This is a genomic window from Marinobacterium aestuariivivens (assembly GCF_042661465.1).
GTDB classification, from domain to species: domain Bacteria; phylum Pseudomonadota; class Gammaproteobacteria; order Pseudomonadales; family Balneatricaceae; genus Marinobacterium_A; species Marinobacterium_A aestuariivivens.
The window spans coordinates 765,578-787,233 of the sequence record NZ_JBHSWE010000001.1; the positions used below are offsets into that span (position 1 = coordinate 765,578).

18 protein-coding genes and 5 pseudogenes are annotated in these 21,656 nt (G+C 63.0%); 9 read left to right on the top strand and 14 right to left on the bottom strand.

Going from position 1 to position 21,656, the window contains the following annotated elements; translation table 11 throughout:
* Nucleotides 1-48: 48 nt before the first annotated feature.
* The 9 genes and pseudogenes from cysN to nth all read left to right on the top strand — a co-directional run bounded on the left by cysN (nucleotide 49) and on the right by nth (nucleotide 9,021).
* The gene (gene cysN, locus ACFQDL_RS03970) at nucleotides 49-1,773 is read left to right on the top strand and encodes a sulfate adenylyltransferase subunit CysN (RefSeq protein WP_379907913.1); all 1,725 of its coding nucleotides are present in this window, start codon (nucleotides 49-51) and stop codon (nucleotides 1,771-1,773) included.
* A gap of 237 nt (nucleotides 1,774-2,010) precedes the next feature.
* Nucleotides 2,011-2,592 (top strand): electron transport complex subunit RsxA, encoded by a 582-nt coding sequence (gene rsxA, locus ACFQDL_RS03975; RefSeq protein ID WP_379907914.1) that lies wholly within the window; start codon nucleotides 2,011-2,013, stop codon nucleotides 2,590-2,592.
* A gap of 14 nt (nucleotides 2,593-2,606) precedes the next feature.
* Nucleotides 2,607-3,205 (top strand): annotated as a pseudogene (gene rsxB, locus ACFQDL_RS03980) (electron transport complex subunit RsxB).
* A gap of 27 nt (nucleotides 3,206-3,232) precedes the next feature.
* Nucleotides 3,233-4,555, top strand: a pseudogene (gene rsxC, locus ACFQDL_RS03985) (electron transport complex subunit RsxC); the annotation flags it as partial.
* A gap of 7 nt (nucleotides 4,556-4,562) precedes the next feature.
* Nucleotides 4,563-5,894 (top strand): hypothetical protein, encoded by a 1,332-nt coding sequence (locus ACFQDL_RS03990; protein ID WP_379913474.1) that lies wholly within the window; start codon nucleotides 4,563-4,565, stop codon nucleotides 5,892-5,894.
* Nucleotides 5,895-5,905: 11 nt separating this feature from the next.
* Nucleotides 5,906-6,963, top strand: a pseudogene (rsxD, locus tag ACFQDL_RS03995) (electron transport complex subunit RsxD).
* Nucleotides 6,963-7,613 (top strand): electron transport complex subunit RsxG, encoded by a 651-nt coding sequence (gene rsxG, locus ACFQDL_RS04000; protein ID WP_379907915.1) that lies wholly within the window; start codon nucleotides 6,963-6,965, stop codon nucleotides 7,611-7,613. Before rsxD ends, rsxG begins: the two are co-directional and overlap by 1 nt.
* Nucleotides 7,606-8,312, top strand: a pseudogene (locus ACFQDL_RS04005) (electron transport complex subunit E). The gene rsxG and the pseudogene ACFQDL_RS04005 overlap by 8 nt, the downstream one beginning before the upstream one ends.
* A 73-nt stretch (nucleotides 8,313-8,385) precedes the next feature.
* Nucleotides 8,386-9,021, top strand: coding sequence for an endonuclease III (nth, locus tag ACFQDL_RS04010; protein ID WP_379907916.1), 636 nt, complete (start codon nucleotides 8,386-8,388; stop codon nucleotides 9,019-9,021).
* A gap of 306 nt (nucleotides 9,022-9,327) precedes the next feature.
* Here the strand turns inward: nth and ACFQDL_RS04020 are convergent, their stop codons facing one another.
* From ACFQDL_RS04020 to nrdA, 14 genes and pseudogenes are all read right to left on the bottom strand, one after another.
* Entirely contained in the window at nucleotides 9,328-10,818 is a 1,491-nt protein-coding gene (locus tag ACFQDL_RS04020) for an alkaline phosphatase PhoX (protein ID WP_465263945.1), read from the bottom strand.
* Nucleotides 10,819-11,126: 308 nt separating this feature from the next.
* On the bottom strand, nucleotides 11,127-11,618 hold the full coding sequence (locus ACFQDL_RS04025) for an NAD(P)(+) transhydrogenase (Re/Si-specific) subunit beta (RefSeq protein ID WP_379907917.1): 492 nt from the start codon (nucleotides 11,616-11,618) through the stop codon (nucleotides 11,127-11,129).
* Nucleotides 11,597-12,492 (bottom strand): annotated as a pseudogene (locus ACFQDL_RS04030) (NAD(P)(+) transhydrogenase (Re/Si-specific) subunit beta). The gene ACFQDL_RS04025 and the pseudogene ACFQDL_RS04030 overlap by 22 nt, the downstream one beginning before the upstream one ends.
* Before the next feature lie 2 nt (nucleotides 12,493-12,494).
* Nucleotides 12,495-12,782 (bottom strand): NAD(P) transhydrogenase subunit alpha part 2, encoded by a 288-nt coding sequence (locus tag ACFQDL_RS04035; protein WP_379907918.1) that lies wholly within the window; start codon nucleotides 12,780-12,782, stop codon nucleotides 12,495-12,497.
* Nucleotides 12,779-13,906, bottom strand: a complete 1,128-nt coding sequence (locus ACFQDL_RS04040; RefSeq protein ID WP_379907919.1) for an NAD(P) transhydrogenase subunit alpha — start codon at nucleotides 13,904-13,906, stop codon at nucleotides 12,779-12,781. The genes ACFQDL_RS04035 and ACFQDL_RS04040 overlap by 4 nt, the downstream gene beginning before the upstream one ends.
* Nucleotides 13,907-14,743: 837 nt before the next feature.
* Nucleotides 14,744-15,754: a cysteine synthase A gene (locus ACFQDL_RS04045; RefSeq protein ID WP_379907920.1), complete on the bottom strand. Its 1,011-nt coding sequence runs from the start codon at nucleotides 15,752-15,754 to the stop codon at nucleotides 14,744-14,746.
* Nucleotides 15,755-16,366: 612 nt separating this feature from the next.
* On the bottom strand, nucleotides 16,367-16,531 hold the full coding sequence (locus ACFQDL_RS04050; RefSeq protein ID WP_379912863.1) for a 2Fe-2S iron-sulfur cluster-binding protein: 165 nt from the start codon (nucleotides 16,529-16,531) through the stop codon (nucleotides 16,367-16,369).
* Between the two features lie 18 nt (nucleotides 16,532-16,549).
* The gene (locus ACFQDL_RS04055; RefSeq protein WP_379912865.1) at nucleotides 16,550-16,783 is read right to left on the bottom strand and encodes a 2Fe-2S iron-sulfur cluster-binding protein; all 234 of its coding nucleotides are present in this window, start codon (nucleotides 16,781-16,783) and stop codon (nucleotides 16,550-16,552) included.
* A gap of 1 nt (nucleotide 16,784) precedes the next feature.
* The gene (locus tag ACFQDL_RS04060; RefSeq protein WP_379907921.1) at nucleotides 16,785-17,024 is read right to left on the bottom strand and encodes a hypothetical protein; all 240 of its coding nucleotides are present in this window, start codon (nucleotides 17,022-17,024) and stop codon (nucleotides 16,785-16,787) included.
* Between the two features lie 69 nt (nucleotides 17,025-17,093).
* On the bottom strand, nucleotides 17,094-17,327 hold the full coding sequence (locus ACFQDL_RS04065; protein WP_379912867.1) for a 2Fe-2S iron-sulfur cluster-binding protein: 234 nt from the start codon (nucleotides 17,325-17,327) through the stop codon (nucleotides 17,094-17,096).
* 129 nt (nucleotides 17,328-17,456) lie between these two features.
* Nucleotides 17,457-17,621, bottom strand: a complete 165-nt coding sequence (locus ACFQDL_RS04070) for a 2Fe-2S iron-sulfur cluster-binding protein (protein WP_379912869.1) — start codon at nucleotides 17,619-17,621, stop codon at nucleotides 17,457-17,459.
* Nucleotides 17,622-17,873: 252 nt separating this feature from the next.
* Nucleotides 17,874-18,086, bottom strand: a complete 213-nt coding sequence (locus ACFQDL_RS04075; RefSeq protein WP_379907922.1) for a 2Fe-2S iron-sulfur cluster-binding protein — start codon at nucleotides 18,084-18,086, stop codon at nucleotides 17,874-17,876.
* Nucleotides 18,087-18,147: 61 nt separating this feature from the next.
* Nucleotides 18,148-19,278 carry a class Ia ribonucleoside-diphosphate reductase subunit beta gene (nrdB, locus tag ACFQDL_RS04080; protein ID WP_379907923.1) on the bottom strand — a complete coding sequence of 377 codons (1,131 nt, stop codon included), beginning with the start codon at nucleotides 19,276-19,278 and terminating at the stop codon, nucleotides 18,148-18,150.
* Nucleotides 19,279-19,372: 94 nt separating this feature from the next.
* Complete coding sequence (gene nrdA, locus ACFQDL_RS04085; RefSeq protein WP_379907924.1) at nucleotides 19,373-21,637, bottom strand: class 1a ribonucleoside-diphosphate reductase subunit alpha; 2,265 nt, start codon at nucleotides 21,635-21,637, stop codon at nucleotides 19,373-19,375.
* Nucleotides 21,638-21,656: the final 19 nt, after the last annotated feature.

The following is a 21,656-nucleotide window of genomic DNA, read 5'->3' on the forward strand; positions in this document are numbered from 1 at the left end:
GGCACCTGCCGCTTGGGGCTTGCCGCTAAAAGCCTGGAGCTTTAAGAAATGAGTCATCAAAGCGACCTGATCGCCACCGATATCGAAGCCTATCTGGCACAGCACGAGAACAAGGAACTGCTGCGGTTTCTGACCTGCGGCAGCGTCGACGACGGCAAGTCGACACTGATCGGCCGGCTGCTGCACGATTCCAAGATGATCTACGAGGATCAGTTGGCGGCGATTCAGTCCGACAGCAAGAAGGTCGGCACCACCGGCGACGAGATCGACCTGGCGCTGCTGGTCGACGGCCTGCAGGCGGAGCGCGAGCAGGGCATCACCATCGACGTGGCCTACCGCTACTTTTCCACCGCCAGGCGCAAGTTCATCATCGCCGATACCCCGGGGCACGAGCAGTACACCCGCAACATGGCGACCGGCGCCTCCACCTGCGACCTGGCGATCATCCTGATCGACGCCCGTCACGGCGTCCAGGTGCAGACCAAGCGCCACAGCTTCATCGTATCCCTGCTGGGCATCAAGCATGTCATCGTCGCGGTCAACAAGATGGACCTGGTCGATTTCAGCGAAGAGCGCTTCGAGCAGATCAAGGCCGACTATCTCGACTTCACCAAGTCGCTGAATCTGCCGGACATTGAATTCGTGCCGCTGTCGGCGCTCAAGGGCGACAACGTCGTGACCCTGTCGGAGAAGTCCCCCTGGTACCAGGGCGAGCCGCTGATGAGCCTGCTCGAGTCGATCGAGATCGCCAACGACGCCAACTTCGACGAGCTGCGTTTCCCGGTCCAGTACGTCAACCGTCCGCACCTGGACTTCCGCGGTTACTGCGGCACCCTGACCGCCGGCACCGTCAAGCCCGGCGACGCCGTTACCGTGCTGCCGTCGGGCAAGTCGAGCAGGGTCAAGTCGATCGTCACCTTCGACGGCGACCTGGACGAGGCCTTCCCGCCGATGTCGGTCACCCTGACGCTGGAAGACGAGATCGATATTTCCCGCGGCGATATTCTCGTGCCGAGCGACAAGGTACCCGATGTCACCAGCCGCTTCGATGCGATGGTGGTCTGGATGGCCGAGGCGGAACTGGTGCCGGGCCGGACCTACGACATCAAGCTCGCGACCCAGACCGTCGCCGGCGGCATCAGCCATATCCGCCACCGCATCGACGTCAACACCCTGGAGCAGTCGCCTGCGACCAGTCTGGGCCTCAACGAGATCGCCCGCTGCGAACTGAGCGTCGAGCGCCCGATCATCGCCGATGACTATCGCCAGCATGCAGGCACCGGCTCCTTCATCATCGTCGACCGGCTGAGCAATGCCACCGTGGCCGCCGGCATGATCGTCGCCGACGGCCAGCAGACGCTGCTCGAGGATATCGATGTCGTCAGCGCCGAGCCGCTGGTGAGCCGCGCCGACAAGGAGCGCCGCTACGGTCAGCGCGCCGGCGTCGTCGCCGTCAGTGGCGGCAGCGAGGAAGCCCGCGCCCAGCTGCTCTTTACCGCCGAGAAGCGTCTGTTCGACGCCGGCCGCGCGGTGGCGGTACTGAACAGCCGGACACTGCCGGCGTCGCTGCAGCCGAACCTGGCCGAAACGGCCCAGCTGCTGGCCAACAACGGCCTGGTGGTGCTGGTCGAAGGTGTCACGGAGCTGCCCGGCGCGCTGAGCGTCGACCTCAACGGCCAGAGCGGTGACCTGCGCATCAACAGCGAGGCGCAGAGCCCGGCCGAACAGGTCAAGGCCCTGCTGGCACTGCTCAAGGCCCACGCGCTGGCATAATCACCGCCCACGCCGCGCAACTCCCAGGCCCGGGTGCAGTTCGCTGCCCCGGGCCTTGGTTTTGGGCCAAGAGCGTAGGGTTGTGGCCCGTTAAAATGGTTGCGGACCTTACCGCAGGCGCCGCAATCCGGTAAAATTTGGCCCGCTGCTTTTATCGGCTGATCGAAAATCGACCAGCCTTCACGACCTGGACGGACCAAGGAACGGTATGTTTATACCGGCTTATTAGGCATCGCGATGACGGAATTTCTGCTTATTCTGATCAGCACCGTGCTGGTGAACAACTTCGTACTGGTGCAGTTTCTTGGACTCTGTCCGTTCATGGGCGTGTCCAACAAGCTGGAAACCGCGATGGGCATGTCGCTGGCGACCACCTTCGTGCTGACCCTCTCGTCCGTCTGCAGCTACCTGGTCTACAGCTATCTGCTGGCGCCGCTGGACATGGCCTTCCTCAAGACCATCTCCTTCATCCTGGTGATCGCCGTGGTGGTGCAGTTCACCGAAATGGTGGTGCGCAAGACCAGCCCGCTGCTGTACCGGGTACTGGGCATCTTCCTGCCGCTGATCACCACCAACTGCGCGGTGCTCGGCGTCGCGCTGCTGAACATCAAGAAGATGAACGGCTTCATGGAGTCGATCGTCTATGGTTTCGGCGCCGCTGTCGGCTTCTCGCTGGCGCTGATCCTGTTTTCCGCCATTCGCGAGCGTGTCGCCGTCGCCGACGTGCCGGTACCCTTTCGCGGCGCCGCCATCGGCATGGTCACCGCCGGGCTGATGTCGCTGGCCTTCATGGGCTTCACCGGCCTGGTTTCGTTCTGAGCGGAGAGACAAGCATGAGTGCTGTAGTTATCGCCATTCTGGTCCTGCTTGGGCTTGCCACCGTTTTCGGTATCCTCCTCGGTTTCGCCTCGGTGCGCTTCAAGGTCGAGGGCAATCCCATCGTCGACCAGATCGACGCCCTGCTGCCCCAGACCCAGTGCGGCCAGTGCGGCTATCCGGGCTGCCGGCCCTATGCCGAGGCGATCGCCGGCGGCGATGCGATCAACAAGTGCCCGCCGGGCGGTCAGTCCACCATCGAGGCACTGGCCGACCTGCTCGACGTCGAGGCAGTGCCGCTCGATGACGAACACGGCGAGGAAAACCGCGCTCGGTCGCCTATATCCGCGAAGACGAGTGCATCGGCTGCACCAAGTGCATCCAGGCGTGCCCGGTCGATGCGATCCTCGGCGCCGCCAAGCAGATGCATACCGTCATCGTATCCGAGTGCACCGGCTGCGACCTCTGCGTAGAACCCTGCCCGGTTGACTGTATCGACATGATCCCGATCGAGACCACCCTGAACACCTGGAAATGGCCGGCACCGACGCCCGGCATCGAGCTGATCGCCACCGATCTCGGTCGCGGCCGGCTACAACACGGAGACGCTGCCTGATGGGCCATATCTTTGCCTTTCACGGCGGTGTCCATCCGCCCGAGAACAAGCGCCAGTCCACGCGCCTGCCGATCCGCCGCGCCGCTGCCGCAGCACCTCATTCTGCCGCTGGCGCAACATATCGGCGCGCCGGCCGAGCCGCTGGTGAAAGCGGGCGACCGGGTCCTCAAGGGACAGCGCATCGCCGAACCGGCCGGCCGCGTCAGTGCCGCGCTGCATGCGCCCACCTCGGGCGTCATCACCTCGATCGGTCCCTACCCGGTGCCGCACGCCTCGGGCATGGAGGGCACCTGCATCATGCTCGAGGCCGACGGTGAGGACCGCTGGATCGAGCGCCAGGGACTGGCCGATTATCGCCGCCTGCCCAAGGCCGAGCTGATCGAGCATATCCGTCTGAGCGGCATCTCCGGCATGGGTGGCGCGGGCTTTCCGACCGACGTCAAGCTGCACCTGGGCGAACACCATATCGTCAACACCCTCGTCATCAATGCCGCCGAGTGCGAGCCCTATATCACCGCCGACGACATGCTGATGCGCGAGCGCGCCGACGAGATCCTCGCCGGCATCGAGATCATCGCGCACCTGCTGGAGCCCAGCCATGTACTGATCGGCATCGAGGACAACAAGCCCCAGGCGACCCGGGCGCTGGAAAAGGCACTCAAGGGCTGCAAGCTGAATATCGACATCCGGGTGGTGCCGACCAAATACCCGTCCGGCGGCGAGAAGCAGCTGATCAAGCTGCTGACCGATGTCGAAGTCCCGGCCGGGCGCATTCCGGCCGATGTCGGCATCGTCTGCCAGAACGTCGGTACCGCCTATGCGATCGCCCGGGCGGTGCACCGGGGCGAACCGCTGATCTCCCGCATCGTCACCCTGACCGGCGAGGCCCTGGGTCAGCCGCAGAATTTCGAAACCCTGATCGGGACGCCCTACCGGCTGCTGCTCGAAGCCAGCCGCGTCAACCGCAATGCCCTCTACCGCCTCGTGGTCGGCGGCCCGATGATGGGCTTTTCGGTCGACAACGACGAGATCCCGGTGATCAAGACCACCAACTGCCTGATCGCCTCGAGCCTGGACGAAATGCCGCCGGCACCTCCGGCCCAGGAATGCATCCGCTGCGGCCTGTGCGAGCAGGTCTGCCCGGCCGAGCTGCTGCCACAGCAGCTGTACTGGTTCGCCAAGGGGCGCGAGCTGGACAAGGCGAAGCACCACAACCTGTTCGACTGCATCGAGTGCGGCGCCTGTTCCTATGTCTGCTCCAGCTATATCCCGCTGGTGCAGTATTACCGCAATGCCAAGGCCGAGATCCGCACCGAGGAGGCCGAGCAGCGCAAGGCCGAGCACGCGCGTCAGCGCTTTGAGGCACGCCGGCCCGTCTCGAGGCGGAGAAAGCCGAGAAGGAAGCGCGCCGCAAGGCCCGTGCCGAAGAGGCCGCCCGCAGCCAGGCCAAGCGCAAGGACCAGGACGCCGTCAAGACGGGCGCCGCCGCCCCGCTGGCGAAACCGATATCAAGACGCTGAAAACCGCTGCCGCCGTTGCCCGCACCAAGCTGAAGAAGGCCCAGAAGGCGGTCGACGATGCCCGCGCCGCCGAGGCCGGCGATCTGGCCGGGCTGGAAGCGGCACTGAAACAGGCGCAGCAGAAGGCCGACGCGGCGCAGCAGGCGCTGGACGCGGCCGAACGTGGCGAGGCGACGCCGGCCGGCGCCCCGGATCTGAAGCAGCTGAAGACCGCGGCGGCCGTCGCGCGCACCAAGCTCAAGCAGGCCGAGAAGGCGCTCAAGAGCGCCGAGGACAAGGGCCTCGACGGGGTCGAGGCGCTGCGCGCCACGGTGCAGGAACTGACGGCGAAAGCCGAAACCGCCCAGCGGGCCTACGAGGCCGCCGACAAGGGCGAAGGTGGCGGCGCGGATGCAGCGAAGCTGGCCGAGCTGAATGCCGACATGGAGGCCGCGAAAGCCAAGGTCGAGAAGGCTCGGAAGGCGCTCGACGACGCCATTGCCAGCGGCAGCCCGGCGGCCGAGAAGATGAAAGCCGGTGTCGAGAAGCTGCAGGGCAAATACGACGAGGCGAAAGCCGCCTGGGAACAGGCCTCGGCCGCGACCCCGGCTGTCGACAGCGCGCGCCTCGACGATCTGAAAGCCGATATGGATACGGCGCAGGCCAAGGTCGAGAAGGCGAAGAAGGCGCTCGATGACGCCATCGCCAACGGCAGTCCGGCGGCCGAGAAGATGAAGGCCGGTGTCGCGAAGCTGCAGGGCAAGTTCGAGGAGGCGCGTCAGGCCTGGCGCGATGCCGGTGGCCAGGACAGCCCCGAGGCCGCAAAACCCGACCTGAAGGCGCTGAAACAGCAGGTGTCGATCATGCGCACCAAGCTGAAAAAGGCCGAAAAGGCTCTCGAAGAGGGTGAAGGCGACGAGGCGGAGGTCCGGGAACTGCAGGAGCGTCACGATGCCGCCAGGGCAGAGCTCGATGCGGCCGAGCGCGCCCGAATCGAGGATGCGGCGGCCGCCGGTGTCGACCTCAAGCAGCTGCAGATAGACGCCGCGCTGGCCCGTGCCGCCGTCACCAAGGCCGAGCGCGCCCTCGACAAGGCGGGCGACGACGAGCGGGGCGCGCTCGAGCAGGCCCTGAAAGCCGCCAGTGCCCGCGCCGACGAACTGAACCAGACGCTCAGTCGTTTTGAATAGGACTTGAAACAATGGCACTGATCCGTTCCAGTTCACCTCACCTGCATAATGCCGGCAGCACCGCCAGCATCATGCGGCTGCTGCTGATCGCAACACTGCCCGGCCTCGCGGCGATGACCTTCTTCTTCGGCTGGGGCACCCTGCTCCAGGTTGGCTGGGCCATGCTGCTGGCGGTCGGTTTCGAAGCCGCGGTGATGAAGTTGCGCCGGCGTCCGATCGGTTTCTACCTGCGCGACTCCAGTGCCCTGGTCACGGCGATTCTGCTGGGCCTGGCACTGCCGCCGTTCTCTCCCTGGTGGCTGATGATGGTCGGTATCTTCGTCGCCATCGTCATCGCCAAGCACCTCTATGGAGGCCTCGGCAACAACCCGTTCAATCCGGCGATGGTGGCCTATGCGCTGCTGCTGGTGTCCTTCCCGGTCGAGATGACGCGCTGGACGGCGCCCTTCGTACTGCAGGGGGATGAAGGCTGGCAGGTGCTCGGTCTGGTCGACACCTTCAAGCTGATCTTCGGCGCCCTCGATCACAGTGCCGTCGATGCCTTCACCTCGGCCACGCCGCTCGACGAGCTGCGCCACCGCGGCGGCCTCACCACCGAGGAGGCGTTCCGTCAGTCCGAGGTGCTCGCCAACGGCGTCGGGGCCTGGCATGCGGTTGCCGCCGCCTACTTCATGGGCGGTGTCTTTCTGCTCTACCGCAAGGTCTTTACCTGGCACACGCCGATATCCATGCTGGGAACCCTGGCGGCGGTCTCGACGCTGTTCTATCTGTTCGTACCGGACAGCTACGCCGATCCGTTTTTCCACCTGACCATGGGCGCGACCATGCTCGGGGCCTTTTTCATCGCCACCGATCCGGTCACGGCCGCCACCAGCAATCGCGGCAAGCTCATCTACGGCGCCGGTATAGGCCTGCTGGTGTTCATCATCCGCACCTGGGCAGCTACCCCGACGCCGTCGCCTTCGCAGTGCTGCTGATGAACCTGGCCGCGCCCTTTATCGATCAGTACACCCAGCCGCGCACCTATGGCCATGCCAGGGCCAAGCGCGGCCTGAAGGAGAACGCCTGATGCAGATGCTCAGCGCCATCAGCCGCAGCACGACCGGCATTGCGATCTTCGCCGTCGTCACCGCCGGGCTGATCGCCATCACCCAGGTTGGCACCGCCGATCGCATCCGCCAGAACGAACTCGAACAGCAGGCCCGGGCACTGTACGAGATCGTGCCACGGGACAGCCTCGACAGCGACCTGCTGGAGCATCCGGTGGAGTTCGTCGCACCCGATCTGCTCGGCCATGAGCGCCCCGAGACCGCCTACCGGGCCTTCCGCGACGGCGAACCGGTGATGGTGATCCTGCCGGTGACCGCGCCGGACGGCTATACCGGCGAGATCAGCATGATCGTCGGCATCAACCGGGACGCCAGCGTAGCCGGCGTCCGGGTGCTGGCCCACAAGGAAACCCCGGGCCTTGGCGACAAGGTCGACCTGAAGAAATCGAAATGGGTGCTGGGCTTCGAGAACCAGTCCAAGGCCGAGGGCGAGGATCCGAGCTGGGCCGTGCGCAAGGATGGCGGCCGCTTCGATCAGTTTACCGGTGCCACCATCACGCCGCGGGCTGTCGTCACGGCCGTCGGCCGCGCGGTCGACTATTTCCGCGAGCACCGCGCCGAACTGCTCGGCCTGCCGGAACAGACGCAACAGGAGGTCAGCAATGGCTGATTACAGAAAGATCACCCTCGACGGCCTCTGGCACAACAATCCGGCGCTGGTTCAGCTGCTGGGACTCTGCCCGTTGCTGGCGGTCACCGGCACCGTGGTCAACGCCATCGGCCTGGGACTGGCCAGCACCCTGGTGCTGACCGGCTCGAACCTCACGGTCTCGCTGTTCCGCCATTTCGTGCCCGATGCGGTGCGGCTGCCGATCTTCGTCATGATCATCGCCGCCTTCGTCACCTCGATCGAGCTGCTGATGCAGGCCTTTACCTACGAGTTGTACCAGATTCTCGGCATCTTCATCCCGCTGATCGTCACCAACTGCGCCATCATGGGTCGCGCCGACGCCTTCGCCTGCAAGAATCCGGTCGGCGCCTCGGTACTCGACGGCCTGATGATGGGCATCGGCTTTACCGCGGTACTGATGATACTCGGCGCCATGCGCGAGGTGCTGGGTCTGGGCACCCTCTTCTCCGACATGCAGCTGCTGTTCGGGCCGATGGCGGAAAGCTGGAAGATTACCCTTGTGGGCGACTATTCCGGCTTCCTGTTCGCAATCCTGCCCCCGGCGCCTTCGTCGGCATGGGCCTGCTGATCGCATTGAAGAACATCATCGACACGCGTCTCGAAGAACGCCGACGCGCGCTCAAGCCAAAGGCCGAAGGCGGTTCCAAGCGGGTCCGCGTTACCGGACACATCAGCTAGAAGCGACAAGCGGCAAGCAGGCCGCTGCCACGCTTGTCGCTTGTCGCTTAAAACTTGCAGCTGTCTTTAAACCATGAACGCAACCAAACGCCACCAGATATTCAGCCGCCTGCGCGACGACAATCCCGAGCCGACCACCGAACTCGAGTACCGGACGCCGTTCGAGCTGTTGATCGCCGTGATCCTCTCGGCCCAGGCCACCGACGTCGGGGTCAACAAGGCCACACGCAGGCTGTTTCCCGTCGCCAATACCCCGGAGGCGATCCTGGCCCTGGGCGTCGACGGCCTGAAGGAATACATCAAGACCATCGGCCTTTTCAACAGCAAGGCCGAGAACGTCATCAAGGCCTGCCGCATGCTCATCGAGCGTCACAGCTCCGAGGTGCCCGAGACCCGCGAAGCCCTCGAGGCCCTGCCCGGCGTCGGTCGAAAGACCGCCAACGTGGTACTCAATACCGCTTTCGGCCAACCCACCATGGCGGTCGACACCCACATCTTCCGCGTCTCCAACCGCACCGGCATCGCCCCGGGCAAGACGGTGCTCGAGGTCGAGAAGAAGCTGATGCGTTTCGTGCCGAAGGAGTTTCTGCAGGATGCCCACCACTGGCTGATTCTGCACGGCCGCTACGTCTGTGTCGCACGCCGCCCCCGCTGCGGCGCCTGCCTGATCGAGGATCTGTGCGAGTACAAGCACAAGACGGAGATTTAGGGATCCCATCGTAGGTTGGGTGGAGTCCGAAGGACGAAACCCAACATTGGCGCGAGGCGCGAGGCGTAGGGTGCCGGTGACCGCCACGGACGGTGGAAGGCCGCCCCGCTGAAATGTTGTAAACGCAGGAGCGCTTTACAGTGAAGTGAAGCGAAGCGCACCATCTCTATCGGTGCGCTTCGCTGCGCGCAGGACGCATTGAGCGAGGCAACCGCCATGGACGGCGGGAGGCCGACCGGCATTGCAGGAGCAAATGCCAGCGAACTGCGCCATGCCCCCGGCAGGTTTCGCTCCGCTCAAGGTGCCCTACCACTCACAAATAGATCGAGCGGCCGTCGTCGCGCCAGATGGCATAGGTGATGCCCGCGCCCTGGCCGTTGACGAACATGAACTTGCCGTCGGGCGAGAAGCAGGCGCCGCAGAACTCGCTGGTATCCAGGTTGTTGTGGGCGAACTGGAACAGGCCGCCGCTGGCATCGACGCCGACGATATACTGGCCGTAGCGTGCCTCGCCCGGCTGACCGCCGCTGCCGTCCTCGCACAGATAGAGGGTGCCGTCGCGCGCGACGGTAATGTTGTCGGGGCCGTCGAGCAGGTTTTCGTCGGTGGACTCGACCACCAGCCTGATCGTCTCGTTGCGCGGGTTGTAGCACCAGACCTGCCCTCCCCTTCGTCGCCGGCATTGCTGGCGACGAAGTAGATGCTGTTCTGGTGAGTCCAGGCGCCTTCACCGCGGTAGAACAGTGCTGCGCCCTTGAACTGGGCTTCGTGACGCAGCGTATCGCCGGCCGGATCCACGTCGTCCAGCCTGACCCAGCGAACCTTCAGTTCCTGGCCGAGGAACGGCAGCATGCTGCCGGCGGCGCCGCCGCCATAGCCGCGGGTATCGACCTGGGATCCGTTTGAAAGATTGTTGAGCGGCAGCAGATCACCGTTGCAGTCCGACGCCTGGTCCGGCTCGATCACCATCGCGTAGAGGTCGCCGCCCTGCTGCAGGTCGCCGAAGCCGTTCGGCCGCTTGTGCGGCACGAAGCGGTAGAAGGCGCTGTCGCCGCGGTCTTCGGTCTCGTAGACGAAGCCGGTCTGCGGATCGACGGCGATCGCCTCATGGTTCATCCGTCCCATCGCCACCAGCGGCACCGGCTCGACGGCTTCGCCCAGCATCGACGGCACCTCGAAGTTGTAACCGTGCTTGCGGGTCGCGCGGCCGTCCGTATCCGGGGTGGTCATGTTTTCCTCGCAGCTGATCCAGGAGCCCCAGGGCGTCTCGCCGCCGGCACAGTTGCGGATGGTGCCGCCGAGGGAGACATAGTCCTGCACGACCCGCCCCTGGCGATCCACGATCAGAGTGCTGGTACCGCCGCCGCCCAGGCCGCCGAAGTCGTCGTAGTTCTGGCCGTTCGGCGCCACGCATTTCAGGGAGCTGCCGATGCTGCACTCATGGTTGCGCACCAGCACATAGCTGCCGGCACGGCCCTGGAAACAGCCCATGCCGTCGTGTTTTTCGGGCACCAGGGTGCCATCGTTCATCTGCGATCCCTTGATCGAAATGGCGCTGTAGCTGAACCCCTGCGGCAGGCGCAGCAGCGGCATGTTGATCAGATCGCCGAGCTCCAGACTATTGACCGGGATCTTTTCGACCAGGGCACCGAAACCGGGGACCAGGAAGCTGGCCGGGCTGCAGCCGGGCGCAGCCAGGGCTCGGCGGCTGTGCAGCAGCCCGAGCGGGCTCAGGGCGGTGCCGGCCGCGGCAGCGGACACCAGACTGACGAACTGACGACGGGACATCTTCGACATGGAGTTTGCCTCTCGTAAAGCCTTGATTAGGTTCGTGAGTTGCGCGAGAGCGGCAACAACGTTCGCACTCAGGACGACAGCGGCGCGAAAGCCGCTCCTTAAGGCAAGATGGTTTCAGCGCCACCCGGCGGGCAGCGCAAACAGAATAGGCGTTCAGGAAGTCGGTTCGGTGAAGGAAAGGTGACGGTCGAATGAAGGGCCAAGGCGTGAGGCGTGAGGCGTGTTGTGGGAGCCCACTCTGTGCGGCGAATGACCTCGGTGCCAAACACATTCGCACGGAGGCCGCGCTCCTACACACTTGTAGCTCTTCATAACGTCTTCACCGCCGCGATCAGGTGACCGATCACCTTCTGGGCATCGCCGTAGACCAGCCGGCAGTGGTCGAGGTAGAAGAGCGCGTTCTCGATGCCGGAGAAGCCGGTGCCCTGCCCCCGCTTGATGACCACCACATTGCGTGCCTGGTCGACGTTGAGGATCGGCATGCCGTAGATGGGACTGTCCGGACTGGTACGGGCCATCGGATTAACGACATCGTTGGCGCCGACCACCAGCGCCACGTCGGCGGTCTCGAATTCGCTGTTGATCTCGTCCAGGTCGAAGATCTTGTCGTAGGGCACACCGGCCTCGGCCAGCAGCACATTCATATGGCCGGGCATGCGTCCGGCCACCGGATGGATGGCGAACTTCACCTCGACACCGCGCTCCTCCAGCAACTCCACCAGCTCCCAGACCTTGTGCTGGGCCTGGGCCACCGCCAGGCCATAGCCCGGCACGATGATCACCTTGCCGGCGTAGGCCATCTGAATCGCCGCATCCAGGGTTCGAACGAACGGATGCTGCCCTCGACGGTCTGCTCCGCGGCAACCGCACCCGGTCCGAAGCTGGAGAAGAGCACGTTGCGGATGGAGCGGTTCATCGCCCTGGCCATCAGCTGGGTCAGCAGGGTGCCGGCGGCGCCGACCACGGTGCCGGCGATGATCATCGCCGAGTTCTCCAGCACGAACCCCTCGAAAGCGACCGCCAGCCCGGTGAAGGCGTTGAACAGCGAGATCACCACCGGCATATCGGCGCCGCCGATCGGCAGTGCCATCATGACGCCGAACGCCAGTGCCAGCGCAAAGAACAGCAGCAGCGTGAAACCACCGGGGTGACCGAAACAGATCACCAGCCCCAGCATCAGCATCAGCGCGAAGACCGCCAGATTGATGCGCTGCTGATGCGCGAAGCGCACCGCACGCTGGATGCGGCCATCGAGTTTGGCCCAGGCTACCACGGAACCGGCGAACGAGACGGTACCGATCATCGCGCCAATTACGGCCAGCAGGACCACCAGCAAGGGATGGTCACCGCCGCGCAGCAGCTCGACCGCGGCGATGGCGCCGGCCGCGCCACCGCCCATGCCGTTGTAGATCGCGATCATCTGCGGCATATCGGTCATCGCCACCCGGCGTCCGCTGCGCCAGGCCAGCCCGCCCCCAGCACGATCGCGACGACCATCAGCAGATAGTTGCCGGCGATCTGCGGGTGCAGGAAGCTCACCACCGTGGCCAGTATCATCCCGGCGCCGGCCCAGACCACCCCGCTGCGGGCGGTCCTGGGCGACGACATTCGCTTCAGGCCGAGTATGAACAGCACCGCCGTGGCGAAATAGCTGATCTCGATAAGTTGCAGCATGCTCAGTCCTCCCGACTGGACTTGAACATCTCGAGCATGCGTTCGGTTACGACGTAACCGCCGACGGCGTTGCCGGCCCCCAGCAGCACGCCGACAAAGCCGATCAGCTGCTCGAGGAAGGTCTGTGCCTGCCCCAGCGCGACCATGGCGCCGACCAGCACGATACCGTGGACGAAGTTCGAGCCGGACATCAGCGGCGTATGCAGGATCACCGGTACCCGCGAAATAACTTCGTAGCCCACGAAGCCGGCCAGCATGAAGACATAGAGCAGAATAAATCCATCGATCATGACTCGGTCTCCAGCAGTTTGAGTGTCGGTTCATGGCGGACTTCACCGGCATGCGTCAGGACGCTCCGGGCAATCACTTCGTCTTCCCAGTTCAGTTCCAGCCTGCCGTCGCTGATCATCGGCGACAGGAAATTGAACAGGTTGCGGGCATACATCTCGGTCGCATGCACCGGAATCAGGCTGGGGACATTGAGCGGGCCATGGATGATGACGTCCTGGTGGACCAGGGTTTCGCCCGGGCGGGTCAGTTCGCAGTTGCCACCGGACTCTGCCGCCAGGTCGACGATCACGGCACCGGGCTTCATGGCCTCGACCATGGCGGCGCTGACGATCCGCGGGGCCGCTCGTCCCGGAATCGCCGCCGTCGAGATCACCGCATCGGCCAGGGCAATGTGTCGGGCCAGCACCTCGGTCTGAATCCCGAGCTCTTCGGCCGTCAGCTCCCGGGCATAGCCACCGCTACCTTCGGCTTTCACACCGGTATCGATCAGCCGGGCGCCGAGGCTCTCGACCTGCTCCTTGGCTGCCGGTCGGATATCGTAGGCCTCCACCTGGGCGCCGAGCCGTCTCGCGGTGGCGATCGCCTGCAACCCGGCGACACCAGCACCGATCACCACGACCTTCGCCGGCCGCACGGTACCGGCGGCGGTGGTCAGCATCGGGAAAAACACGCTCGAGAGTTCCGCCGCCATCAATGCGGCCTTGTAACCCGAGATCGATGCCTGGGAGGACAGCGCATCCATACTCTGGGCCCGGGAAATCCTCGGTACCAGTTCCATGGCAAAGCTGGTGACCTTGCGATCGCGCAACAAACGCACCATTTCAAGATGACGATGCGGCTGGAGAAAGCCGACGAGTACAGCACCTTCGCGCAGCTGCCCTGCCTCTTCGGGCGTCGGCGGCTGAACCTTGAGTAACACCTCAGCCTCGGCAAGAGGCGGCTGCTCGACCAGTCGTACCCACTCCTGGTAGGCAGCATCGGGAAAGTGGGCCCCCGCCCCCGCGCCACGCTGGAACAGCACCTCGGCGCCAAGCTGAGCAAAACGCGCAGCCATGCCCGGATCCAGTGCCACTCTGCGCTCTCCCGGAAATATTTCGCGCGGGACCGCTATCCGTACCCCCATGATCGACCTCCCGTTGCAACCTGACGCCCCTGCGTCACCTGCGGATCCTAGTGTACTGTTTCACCCTAATAGATACTTATAGAGTCCACCAATTCGTGTCCGGCAAGGCGCCGTTCGCCGGGAATAGTGGCGCTCTTGCCAAGAACGGCAACGCCGCTGGGCGCGAATTGGCGGACTCCCTACGGGCGAGCCGCCAAGGGGCCGTCCGCAGTGTTGCATTTTCTCGACATAGGCCCACTATGCCTTCAAAAATGCGCCTTGCGGCCAGCCCCTTGGCGACTCGCTATAAGTGCCTTTAAGGGTGAAACAGTACACTAGATCTAAGCATAGCCAGCTATCGGATAAAAAAGAGAGACGTGATGGGTGCTGCCAGCGCCATCGTCAGACACCGGATTTAAGCCTTCGCAGAGAGGGGACTCAGACACAAATCGGGCCACTGCCGTTCTTGATCATTGAATCAGATTGTGAAGCTTTGATTGAGGAATGTTGATAATTCGGTTACCCCCACAATCTGTGGATAAAACTGTTTGCAATTTTTGGACAGGCGGCTCTGACGCCCATGGTTACAGGCCATTACTTAGATTGAACAAAAAACATACAGAGGTATTTTTTACTTATTTTTCAATAGCTTATATAAGTCAACACGGTAATATCAAAATTCTGCCGTCCCCTGAGGATATTTATCGCGATCCATTCCCGGGGTGTGGATGAACAACAGGAGGTGGCTCTGTCAAGACTGTATTCGTCGCCATTTCACCACATTACGACTTGTTAATTATTCATCTTTATGATCATTCGGCGGCGTTCCGCACAGGCGGTGGCAGCACCGCCGACAACTCAGTCCGATGCGGCCAGCCAGGCCGGCACCGGCAGATCCTTACTGCGCAGAAATTGGGGGTTGAACAGCTTGCTCTGATAACGGCTACCGATATCGCAGAGAATCGTGACCACCGTATGTCCGGGACCGAGCACGCGCGCGATTTGCACCGCGCCGGCGATATTGATCGCACTGGATCCACCCAGGCAAAGACCCTCGTGCTCCAGCAGGTCGTAGAGATAGGGCAGGGCTTCCGCGTCGCTGACCTGGAAGGCGTCATCCACATCCAGCCCTTCGAGATTGGCCGTGATCCGGCTCTGGCCGATACCTTCCATCACCGAGCTGCCCTCGGCCCGAAGTTCCCCGTCCCTGAAATAGTGAAACAGCGAGGCGCCCATCGCATCGGTCAGCATGATTTTGACATTCCGGCCGTGCTGTCGCAGCGCCTGGGCTACGCCCGCTAGCGTACCGCCGGTCCCGACCGCGCAACCGAAGGCGTCTATCTGGCCGTCGGTCTGCTGCCAGATCTCGGCTCCCGTGGTTTCGTAATGGATGCGGCGATTGGCGGTATTGTCGAACTGATTGGCCCAGATGGCGCTCTGCCCCCGCTGCTGCAGCTCCTCGGCGATACGCCGGGCGACTTTGGTGTAATGGTTGTCGTCGGCATAGGGCACCGCCGGCACCAGGCGCAGGTCGGCACCGTAGAGGCGCAGAATATCCTTCTTCTCCCGGCTCTGGGTTTCCGGCATCACGATAATGGTGCGATAGCCCAGGGCATGGGCAACGAGGCAGATCCCGATACCGGTGTTTCCGGCGGTCCCTTCCACAATGGTGCCGCCGGGTTCCAGCAGCCCGCGGCGCTCGGCGTCGCGGATGATGCCAAGCGCCGTGCGGTCCTTGACCGATCCGCCCGGATTGAGAAATTCGGCCTTGCCGAGAATGTTGCAGGCGGTCAGCTCCGAAACCCGACGCAGCCGGATCAGCGGCGTATTGCCGATCAGCGACAGCAGCGCCGGTTGATGCTCGTTCATGTTGAAGCCTCCCATGTCGGACCGGCCCCGCGTGAACACGGGCCCCGGGATTGACGCATTGACTGCTGCAAAGTATGGCACCTGCAGCACTTTTCCGGCTGTGGAAAGCCGAAGAAGCCATGCACTGGATTACTCACACAAACTGTGGATAAGAGTCTGGATAAAACCGGGACACTCTCGCCAAAGCCAGTCAATACGGGCAAATCAGCAAATCGAACGAAAACCGGACAGTACGATATAACTTCTTAAGTTTCAGCAAGTTATAGATAAAGTAGAAAATTTACGGATAGAAAATAAGGCCCCTGTCAAGCTTGACAACAGCCATTTCGACATTGTGTAAAAGATTTTCGATGCGGGCCGGAATCGGGCACCGGGCCTGCAAAGGCGTAGGGTGGAATAAGGGCCGAAGGCCCGCATTCCACCGGTGACATCTGGCACCGGCGGGCCTATCGAAGCGACTACATGCGCCGGAGGCAGCGGTCACAAGGTACCGCGAAGCATCCCGAAGCCGTCGGTGGAACGCCACCCGGAATGCGATTCACCGGAGTGCGACTCACCGAAGGAGTTCGTAGGCTCATTCCAGCCTACGCGCTATGGAGAGCGGTGCCGGCTTTACTCCTCCGGTATTTCGATCTCGATATGGGTCTTCGGTTTGGTGCAGCAGGTCAGGATCTCGCCTTCCGGCAGGTCGAGCAGGCTGTCCTGTACCATCTCCACCTCGCCGTCGATCAGCCGCACCTTGCAGCAGCCGCAGTAGCCGCCCCGGCTGCTGACTATGGAGAGCGGTGCCGGGTTTTACTCTTCCGGCAGCTCGATCTCGATATGGGTCTTCGGTTTGGTGCAGCAGGTCAGGATCTCGCCTTCCGGCAGGTCGAGCAGGCTGTCCTGTACCATCTCCACCTCGCCGTCGATCAGCCGCACCTTGCAGCAGCCGCAGTAGCCGCCCCGGCTGCTGACTTTGGAGAGCGGTGCCGGCTTTACTCCTCCGGCAGCTCGATCTCGATATGGGTCTTCGGTTTGGTGCAGCAGGTCAGGATCTCCCCTCCGGCAGGTCGAGCAGGCTGTCCTGTACCATCTCCACCTCGCCGTCGATCAGCCGCACCTTGCAGCAGCCGCAGTAGCCGCCACGGCTGCTGACTATGGAGAGCGGTGCCGGCCTTACTCTTCCGGCAGCTCGATCTCGATATGGGTCTTCGGTTTGGTGCAGCAGGTCAGGATCTCCCCTCAGGCAGGTCGAGCAGGCTGTCCTGCACCATCTCCACCTCGCCATCGATCAGCCGCACCTTGCAGCAGCCGCAGTAGCCGCCGCGGCTGCTGACTATGGAGAGCGGTGCCGGCTTTACTCCTCCGGCAGCTCGATCTCGATATGGGTCTTCGGTTTGCAGCAGCAGGTCAGGATCTCGCCTTCCGGCAGGTCGAGCAGGCTGTCCTGCACCATCTCCACCTCGCCGTCGATCAGCCGCACCTTGCAGCAGCCGCAGTAGCCGCCCCGGCTGCTGACTTTGGAGAGCGGTGCCGGCTTTACTCCTCCGGCAGCTCGATCTCGATATGGGTCTTCGGTTTGGTGCAGCAGGTCAGGATCTCCCCTCCGGCAGGTCGAGCAGGCTGTCCTGTACCATCTCCACCTCGCCGTCGATCAGCCGCACCTTGCAGCAGCCGCAGTAGCCGCCCCGGCTGCTGACTATGGAGAGCGGTGCCGGCCTTACTCCTCCGGCAGCTCGATCTCGATATGGGTCTTCGGTTTGGTGCAGCAGGTCAGGATCTCGCCTTCCGGCAGGTCGAGCAGGCTGTCCTGCACCATCTCCACCTCGCCATCGATCAGCCGCACCTTGCAGCAACCGCAGTAGCCGCCACGGCTGCTGACTATGGAGAGCGGTGCCGGGTTTTACTCTTCCGGCAGCTCGATCTCGATATGGGTCTTCGGTTTGGTGCAGCAGGTCAGGATCTCCCCTCAGGCAGGTCGAGCAGGCTGTCCTGCACCATCTCCACCTCGCCATCGATCAGCCGCACCTTGCAGCAACCGCAGTAGCCGCCACGGCTGCTGACTATGGAGAGCGGTGCCGGCTTTACTCCTCCGGCAGCTCGATCTCGATATGGGTCTTCGGTTTGGTGCAGCAGGTCAGGATCTCCCCTCAGGCAGGTCGAGCAGGCTGTCCTGCACCATCTCCACCTCGCCATCGATCAGCCGCACCTTGCAGCAACCGCAGTAGCCGCCACGGCAGTTATAAGGTGCCGGCACCTCATTGGCCTCCAGGGTATCGAGCAGCGAGAACTCGTGCTCGTAGAAGTAGGTGCCGTAGTTGTAGACCTTGATGCGGGGAATCCCGGACATGCTGAATTCCTTGTCTGCGGAGCCCGCCACTGTTGCGGCGGCAGGCCCCTCTCTGAGTGCCTTAAAGATCGAAGTCGTCGAAATCGCCGTCGCCAACCTCGTTGTCGATCTGCCCCACCAGGTAGGAGCTGATCTCGGACTCCTGCGGCGCCACCTGGACGTTGTCGCTGACCAACCAGGCGTTCATCCAGGGCAGCGGGTTCTGCTTGCTCGGGAACAGCTCCTCGAAGCCCAGCGCCTTCATCCGCACATTGGTGATGTACTCGACGTAGTCGCTGAGGATCTTGGCGTTGAGGCCGATCATCGAGCCGTCGCGGAACAGGTACTGAGCCCAGTCCTTCTCCTGTTGCGCCGCTTCGGCGAAGATCCGTATCGCCTCTTCCCGGCACTCGCGGGCCACTTCCTTCATTTCCGGGTCGTCGGCACCGGAGGCCATCAGGTTCAGCATGTGCTGGGTGCCGGTCAGGTGCAGCGCCTCGTCGCGCGCGATCAGCTTGATGATCTTGGCATTGCCCTCCATGATCGCACGCTCGGCAAAGGCGAAGGAGCAGGCGAAGCTGACATAGAAGCGGATCGCCTCGAGCACGTTCACCGACACCAGCGTCAGATAGAGCTTGCGCTTGAGGTTGCGCAGGCGGCTGTCGAACACGCGGCCGTTGATTCTGTGCTCACCCTCGCCGTGGGTGACGTACACCTGCACCAGCGCGATGAACTCGTCGTACAGGCGCGTGACCGACTCGGCCCGCTTGACGATCTCCTCGTTGGTGACGATCTCGTCGAACACCGTCGACGGCTCGGTAATGATATTGCGGATGATATGGGTGTAGGAACGACTGTGGATCGTCTCGCTGAACGCCCAGGTCTCGAACCAGGTTTCCAGCTCCGGCAGCGACACCACCGGCAGGAAGGCGATATTGGGCGAGCGCCCCTGCACCGAGTCCAGCAGCGTCTGATACTTGAGGTTGCTCAGAAAGATGTGCTTCTCGTGGTCCGGCATCCCCATGAAGTCCTTGCGGTCGGTCGACAGGTCGACCTCCTCGGGACGCCAGAAGAACGACAGCTGTTTTTCGATCAGCTTCTCGAAAATCGGGTACTTCTGCTTGTCGTAACGGGCGACGTTGACACTGCGGCCGAAGAACATCGGTTCGCGGGTGGCGTCATGGGTAGAGGTACTGAACGTGGAGTAAGACATCGCTTCCCTAAAAACTCCGCTTAAGAGCGCACAACCGGACAGGCGGGCACCGCCCTCGACTGGCAGCCCCGCCCGGTATCACTGAAAAGAACGGTTACAGCTTGCAGGCGCCGCCTTCACAACCGCCGTCGTCCTGGCCATCGGAGGCCCCGTCGCGGGTATTGTGGTAGTACAGCGTCTTGACGCCGTATTTGTAGGCGGTCAGCAGATCCTTGAGCAGCTGCTTCATCGGCACCTTGTCGCCCGGGAACTTGCTCGGGTCGTAGTTGGTGTTGGCCGAAATCGACTGGTCTACGAATTTCTGCATGATTCCGACCAGCTGCAGATAGCCGTCATTGTTCGGAATGCTCCAGAGCAGCTCGTAGTGGTTCTTCAGTTCGGTGTATTCCGGCACCACCTGCTTCATGATGCCATCCTTGCTCGCCTTCACCGACACATAGCCACGCGGCGGCTCGATCCCGTTGGTGGAGTTGGTGATCTGGGAGCTGGTCTCGCAGGGCATCAGCGCGGTCAGAGTGCTGTTGCGCAGCCCGAACTCGCGGATATCCTCGCGCAGGGTTTCCCAGAAGTAGTGCAGCGGCTCGTCGCAGAACTCGTCCACCTCGCGCTTGTAGGTGTCGATCGGCAGCAGTCCCTTGGCGTAGGTGGTCTCGTTGAACTTCGGACAGGCGCCCTGCTCCTTGGCCAGCTGGTTGGAGGCCTTGAGCAGATAGTACTGGATCGCCTCGAAGGTGCGATGCACCAGGCCGTTGGCCGAGCCGTCGGAGTAGCGCACACCGTGCTTGGCCAGATAATAGGCGAAGTTGGTGACGCCGACACCGAGGGTACGGCGGGCCATGGTGGCGTTGCGCGCCGCTTCGATCGGGTAGTCCTGGTAGTCCAGCAGGCTGTCGAGGGCACGGACGATCAGGTCGGCCAGATCCTCGAGCTCGTCGAGGTTGTCCAGCGCACCGAGGTTGAACGCCGACAGGGTGCAGAGCGCGATCTCGCCATTCGGGTCGTTTATGTCGTTCAGCGGCTTGGTCGGCAGCGCAATCTCGAGACAGAGGTTGGACTGCTTGACCGGCGCCACGGCCGGATCGAACGGGCTATGGGTATTACAGTGGTCGACGTTCTGCACGTAGATGCGGCCGGTGGAGGCACGCTCGGAGGCCATCAGGCCGAACAGTTCGACCGCCTTGATGGTCTTCTTGCGGATGCTCGGGTCCTGCTCGTACTGCACGTAGAGACGCTCGAACTCGGCCTGGTCGGCGAAGAAGGCATCATAGAGTCCCGGCACTTCGTGCGGGCTGAACAGGGTGATGTTCTCGCCCTTGATCAGGCGCTGGTACATCAGCTTGTTGATCTGTACGCCATAATCGATATGGCGGACGCGGTTTTCCTCGACGCCACGGTTGTTCTTGAGTACCAGCAGCGATTCCACTTCGAGATGCCAGATCGGGTAGAACAGCGTCGCCGCCCCACCGCGCACGCCGCCCTGGGAGCAGGACTTCACGGCGGTCTGGAAGTGCTTGTAGAACGGGATGCAGCCGGTATGGAAAGCCTCGCCGTTACGGATCGGGCTGCCAATGGCGCGGATCTTGCCGGCATTGATGCCGATGCCGGCACGCTGCGACACGTACTTGACGATAGCGCCGGCCGTCGCATTGATCGAATCGAGGCTGTCGTCGCATTCGATCAGCACACAGGAGCTGAACTGGCGGGTCGGCGTGCGCACACCGGCCATGATCGGTGTCGGCAGCGACAGCTTGAAGCTGGAGGTCGCATCGTAGAACCGCTTGACGTATTCGAGACGGCTGTCGCGCGGATAATTGGCGAACAGGCAGGCAGCCACCAGCATGTAGAGGATCTGCGGGCTCTCGAAGATCTGGCCGGTCACGCGATTCTGTGCCAGGTACTTGCCTTCGAGCTGCTTGACGGCGACGTAGCTAAAGTTCATATCGCGGTCGTGGGCCAGATAGCTGTTCAGCTCGTCCCAGTCCTGCTCGCTGTAGTCTTCGAGCAGGTGACGGTCATAGCGCCCGGACTCGACCATGCGGGTCACGTGATCGAACAGGCGTGGCGGCTCGAAACTGCCGAAGGCACGCTTGCGCAGGTGGAAGATCGCCAGGCGCGCCGCCAGGTACTGGTAATCCGGCGCGTTCTCGGAAATCAGATCGGCCGCGGACTTGATCAGGGTCTCGTGGATATCGGACGTCTTGATGCCGTCGTAGAACTGCAGATGCGCCTTGAGCTCGACCTCGGACGGAGACACGTTATCGAGCCCCTGTGCGGCCCAGATAACGACGCGGTGAATCTTCTCCAAATCGATGATTTCGCGTCGACCGTCCCGTTTGGTAACCATCAAATCTTGCTGCATAGCGCCGCCGCCCTACTCC

Excerpts from the sequence above, each read along its gene's own strand:
- cysN (WP_379907913.1), top strand. The coding sequence starts at position 49 with ATGAGTCATCAAAGCGACCTGATCGCCACCGATATCGAAGCCTATCTG.
- rsxA (WP_379907914.1), top strand. The coding sequence starts at position 2,011 with ATGACGGAATTTCTGCTTATTCTGATCAGCACCGTGCTGGTGAACAAC.
- rsxG (WP_379907915.1), top strand. The coding sequence starts at position 6,963 with ATGCAGATGCTCAGCGCCATCAGCCGCAGCACGACCGGCATTGCGATC.
- nth (WP_379907916.1), top strand. The coding sequence starts at position 8,386 with ATGAACGCAACCAAACGCCACCAGATATTCAGCCGCCTGCGCGACGAC.
- ACFQDL_RS04020 (WP_465263945.1), bottom strand. The coding sequence starts at position 10,818 with ATGTCGAAGATGTCCCGTCGTCAGTTCGTCAGTCTGGTGTCCGCTGCC.
- ACFQDL_RS04025 (WP_379907917.1), bottom strand. The coding sequence starts at position 11,618 with ATGGCCTACGCCGGCAAGGTGATCATCGTGCCGGGCTATGGCCTGGCG.
- ACFQDL_RS04035 (WP_379907918.1), bottom strand. The coding sequence starts at position 12,782 with ATGATCGATGGATTTATTCTGCTCTATGTCTTCATGCTGGCCGGCTTC.
- ACFQDL_RS04040 (WP_379907919.1), bottom strand. The coding sequence starts at position 13,906 with ATGGGGGTACGGATAGCGGTCCCGCGCGAAATATTTCCGGGAGAGCGC.
- ACFQDL_RS04045 (WP_379907920.1), bottom strand. The coding sequence starts at position 15,754 with ATGAACGAGCATCAACCGGCGCTGCTGTCGCTGATCGGCAATACGCCG.
- ACFQDL_RS04060 (WP_379907921.1), bottom strand. The coding sequence starts at position 17,024 with ATGGCGAGGTGGAGATGGTGCAGGACAGCCTGCTCGACCTGCCTGAGG.
- ACFQDL_RS04075 (WP_379907922.1), bottom strand. The coding sequence starts at position 18,086 with ATGTCCGGGATTCCCCGCATCAAGGTCTACAACTACGGCACCTACTTC.
- nrdB (WP_379907923.1), bottom strand. The coding sequence starts at position 19,278 with ATGTCTTACTCCACGTTCAGTACCTCTACCCATGACGCCACCCGCGAA.
- nrdA (WP_379907924.1), bottom strand. The coding sequence starts at position 21,637 with ATGCAGCAAGATTTGATGGTTACCAAACGGGACGGTCGACGCGAAATC.